This is a genomic window from Mesorhizobium sp. M2A.F.Ca.ET.039.01.1.1 (assembly GCF_003998035.1).
GTDB lineage: Bacteria > Pseudomonadota > Alphaproteobacteria > Rhizobiales > Rhizobiaceae > Mesorhizobium.
This window is the reverse complement of the sequence record NZ_RZRY01000605.1, coordinates 1-3,807: the sequence shown is the minus strand read 5'-3', so window position 1 is coordinate 3,807 and position 3,807 is coordinate 1. Positions and strand designations below refer to the sequence as shown.

Below are 3,807 nucleotides of genomic sequence, written 5' to 3'. Positions count from 1 at the left end.
CCCTGGCGCACCGCAAGGAAATCGCCCCAGGCGATATGGACGGCCGACTTGACCGGCGCCATCTGCAGCTCGACGGCGATCAGGCGGAGCTGTTCGACCGCGCGCGCGCCGCCGACCGAGCCGTAGCCGACAAAGCCGGCCGGCTTCTTGTTCCATTCATTGGCGGCGTAGTCGATGGCGTTCTTCAAGACACCGGTCGGAGCGTGATTGTATTCGGCGGCGGTGAAGATGAAGCCGTCGAACTCGGCGACCTTCTTCTGCCAGCGCTGCGCCACTTCGTTCTGCGACGGCGCCCAGGCGGAGGATGCGACCTCGTCGAAGAAGGGCAGCGGCCAGTCGCGCAGATCGACGATCTCGACGTCGATGTCGGCATGAGCCTTGGCGATCTTGGCGATCCACTGCGTCGGCACGTCGGCGAAGCGGGCGGCGCGCGTCGAACCGACGACGATGGCGATTTTGGGCTTGGACATAAGGGGCTCTCCTTGCGGGAATTTCTGGTATCGTTTGGATACCGGCGCTATATGTGATACTGACAAACCAGCGCGCAAGGGGGCACGTTTATGTTACTGAGGCACCCGCATATCACCGAAGACTGCCGTGCCGTGTCGGAAATCCTGCAGCGGGTCGGCGATAAATGGACCGTGCTCGTGGTCGGCAAGCTGGGTGACGGCGCGATGCGCTTCAACGAATTGCGCGCCGCCGTCGGCGGCATTTCGCAAAAAATGCTGACCACCACCTTGCGCGGTCTGGAACGCGATGGGTTCGTGACGCGAAAAGTGTTTCCGACCATTCCGCCGCGTGTCGATTACGAGCTGACCGAGCTCGGTCATGAGCTGCTCGTGCCGGTCGGCGCTCTGGGCGAATGGGCGCGCAAGAACACAAATCGGGTCCGCGAAGCGAGAGCGAAATTCGACAGCCAGCAAGCCTGAACCCCTTTTTGGTTCAAAGGTTTGCGAACCATTGAACAACCCGTGTCGCTCGGCGCCGGGCCTGTCGTGCCTCCGGCTTTGATCGGATTTGCTGCGGCTCTCCAGCTAGCCTCGCAGTTGTGTCCGCGTAACCGTCTCGACAAGGATGACTGTCTTTAGGCGGCCACCGATCAGGCGCTTGCAGCGGTAGTGGTGCAGCATGGTGTCGAGCAGTTCTCGTGCTGCGCGTCCTTCTTGTCGATCGCCTTCGGGTCCCTCACGCAGGCAACGCGTGGAAGGTCTTTGCTGATCTCCACATAGGCTGTAACGCCGAGCAGGCAGACCAGAGCAATAAGGGCGGCCACGAGCCAGCCGTTCAGCATGTGTTGACGCATTGTTTTCCCCTCGCGCGACCACTAACTGGGGCGCGAAGGCAACCATTGGATGTCGCGGAGCGCATCTGCCGCGCGGGCGTCGTTACAAAACGGCAAGCCTGGGGAGAATCGGAGACCCGTCAGCTCTCGGCCGGAACCGGCTTCGGCTTGCCTTCGCCGTCGAGCGCCACCATGACGAAATCGGCATGGGTGACCTTCTCCATCAGGTCGGAAAGGTAGCGCTGCGCCCAGGCCTCGACCTTGAGCACCATCGAGGTGCGGCCGACGCGCTCGACATGGGTGTAGATGCATAGCGTGTCGCCGATCTTCATCGGCTTGGCGAAGGACATCTCCTTGACCGCGGCGGTGACCACCCGGCCCTTGGCGCGCTCGGCGGCGCGGATGCCGCAGGCAAGGTCCATCTGCGCCATCACCCAGCCGCCGAAGATGTCGCCGGCGGCATTGGCGTCGGACGGCATGGCGAGCGTGCGCAGCGTGAGATCGCCAAGAGGTTTTCCGTCCGCGTAATGCACCATAGGAAACTCCTTCAGCCGCTGCTTTCCTGAACCCGTACCAATGCGATTGCGATGTCGCAAGCTCTGCTGAAAGCGAAAACTGCGCCGCCGGAGCAGTCGCTTTTTTCACAAGCCATGCCGGAAGGTCCGGCGACGACGTGAACCGGCAATGTCTAGGCTAGGCCGCGAATTTCGGAGCGCGCCCGCCTATCATGCAGACTTATGATTTCATCATCGTCGGCTCCGGCTCAGCCGGTTCGGTCGTGGCCGACAAATTGTCGGCTTCGGGCCGCTTCTCGGTGCTGGTGCTGGAGGCCGGCGGGACCGATCAAAGGTTCTACGTCCAGATGCCGCTCGGCTACGGCAAGACCTTCTTCGACCCGGCCGTCAACTGGAACTACAAGGCCGAGCCGGATCCCGGTCTCGCCGGAAATGCCGACCACTGGCCGCGCGGCAAGCTGCTCGGCGGCTCGAGCTCGATCAACGCCATGGTCTTCATCCGCGGCGCGCGCGAGGATTTCGACGCCTGGGCGGCCGCCGGCAATCCGGGCTGGGGCTATGACGATCTGCTGCCCTCCTTCAAGGCGATGGAGGACAATGCGGCCGGCGCCGACCAATGGCGCGGCGTCGGCGGACCGCTGCATATCACCGATTGTTCGCGCGCGGTGCACCCGCTGACCAAGCGCTATCTCGCCGCCGCCGAGCAGGCCGGGCTGCCCTTCAATCCGGACTTCAACGGCGCCTTCCAGGAAGGCGTCGGCGTCTACCAGATCACGACCAGGAACGGCCGCCGCATGTCTGCCGCCCGCGCCTTCCTGCGCCCGGCGATGACACGCTCCAACGTTCGCGTCGAGACCAACGCACTGGCGACAAGAATCCTGTTCGAGGGCAAGCGCGCCGTCGGCGTCGAATATGAACAGAACGGCACGAAGAAAACCGCGAGCGCCGGCCGCGAGGTGATCCTCTCGGGCGGCTCGATCAACTCGCCGCAGTTGCTGCAGCTGTCCGGCGTCGGCCCCGAGGCGCTGCTTGGCAATCTGGGGATCCCGGTTGTCCACGCCAACGACAATGTCGGCGCCAACCTGCAGGACCATGTCGGCATCAACTACACGTTCAAAGGCAAGCTGCCGACGCTGAACCAGATCCTGCGGCCCTGGTGGGGCAAGCTGCTCGTCGGCATGCAATACATCCTCTTGCGCTCCGGTCCGCTGTCGCTGTCGATGAACAATGCCGGCGGCTTCTTCCGCACCGATCCGTCGATGGCGCGGCCGAACATGCAGCTTTATTTCCAGGCCTTCTCGACCGTCATCCCGAAGAGCGGCGAACGTCCGATCCTGACGCCCGACCCCTGGCCGGGTTTCTCGATCGGCCTGTCCAACTGCCGCCCGTCGAGCCGCGGCGAGATCATGATCCGCTCAAACAATCCGCGCGACTATCCGAGGATCACGGCCAACGCCTATTCGACCAATGCCGATGTCGACGAGATGCTGGCCGCGGTGAAGTTCGTGCGCAGGATCGCCGCGATGCCGGCCATGGCCGAGATCATCGAGGAAGAGGTGCTGCCTGGTCCCTCGATCCAATCGGACGCCGACCTCATCCAGGATTTCAGGAAGCGCTCGGGCACGGTCTACCACCCGGTCTCGACCTGCAGCATGGGGCCGGACGCCGCGCGCGCCGTCGTCGATCCACGGCTTCGGGTGCACGGGCTCGAGGGCCTGCGCGTCATCGACGCTTCGATTTTCCCCGACAACATCACGGGCAACACCAACGCCGCCTCGATCCTGACCGGATGGAAAGGCGCCGAGCTGGTTCTGGAGGATCAGAAATGAAAATCACCGACGTCAAGACCTGGGTTGTCGGCAACCCGCCGCCCGGCATCGGCGGCAAGTATTTCATCTTCGTCAAGCTCACCACCGATGGCGGCGTCGTCGGCTATGGCGAAGCCTACAACGCCACCTTCTCGGCGCATGTCACCGCCAGGATGATCGAGGACATGGCCGAACGCTACCT

5 protein-coding genes and 1 pseudogene are annotated in these 3,807 nt (G+C 63.5%); 3 read left to right on the top strand and 3 right to left on the bottom strand.

All coding sequences use genetic code 11. The features are described 5' to 3' along the window. A partial coding sequence (locus EOA24_RS30290; protein ID WP_133374680.1) for an NADPH-dependent FMN reductase occupies positions 1 to 470 on the bottom strand: 470 nt, incomplete at its 3' end. 90 nt (positions 471 to 560) lie between these two features. Between EOA24_RS30290 and EOA24_RS30285 the strand changes: the two genes are divergently transcribed. Then, the gene (locus EOA24_RS30285; protein ID WP_040989613.1) at positions 561 to 929 is read left to right on the top strand and encodes a helix-turn-helix domain-containing protein; all 369 of its coding nucleotides are present in this window, start codon (positions 561 to 563) and stop codon (positions 927 to 929) included. Positions 930 to 1,099: 170 nt separating this feature from the next. On the opposite strand, the gene EOA24_RS30280 is transcribed toward EOA24_RS30285, so the two are convergent. Together EOA24_RS30280 and EOA24_RS30275 are read right to left on the bottom strand one after the other, a co-directional pair. Next, entirely contained in the window at positions 1,100 to 1,303 is a 204-nt protein-coding gene (locus tag EOA24_RS30280) for a hypothetical protein (RefSeq protein WP_126081691.1), read from the bottom strand. A 119-nt stretch (positions 1,304 to 1,422) separates the two neighbouring features. Then, a complete protein-coding gene (locus EOA24_RS30275) occupies positions 1,423 to 1,818 on the bottom strand; it encodes an acyl-CoA thioesterase (RefSeq protein WP_042646168.1) in 396 nt (131 codons plus the stop codon). Between the two features lie 191 nt (positions 1,819 to 2,009). On the opposite strand from EOA24_RS30275, the gene EOA24_RS30270 reads away from it, so the two are divergent. Both EOA24_RS30270 and EOA24_RS30265 read left to right on the top strand, forming a co-directional pair. Then, positions 2,010 to 3,626: a GMC family oxidoreductase N-terminal domain-containing protein gene (locus EOA24_RS30270; RefSeq protein WP_126081690.1), complete on the top strand. Its 1,617-nt coding sequence runs from the start codon at positions 2,010 to 2,012 to the stop codon at positions 3,624 to 3,626. After that, a pseudogene (locus EOA24_RS30265) lies at positions 3,623 to 3,807 on the top strand (mandelate racemase/muconate lactonizing enzyme family protein); the annotation flags it as partial. The gene EOA24_RS30270 and the pseudogene EOA24_RS30265, both read left to right, overlap by 4 nt.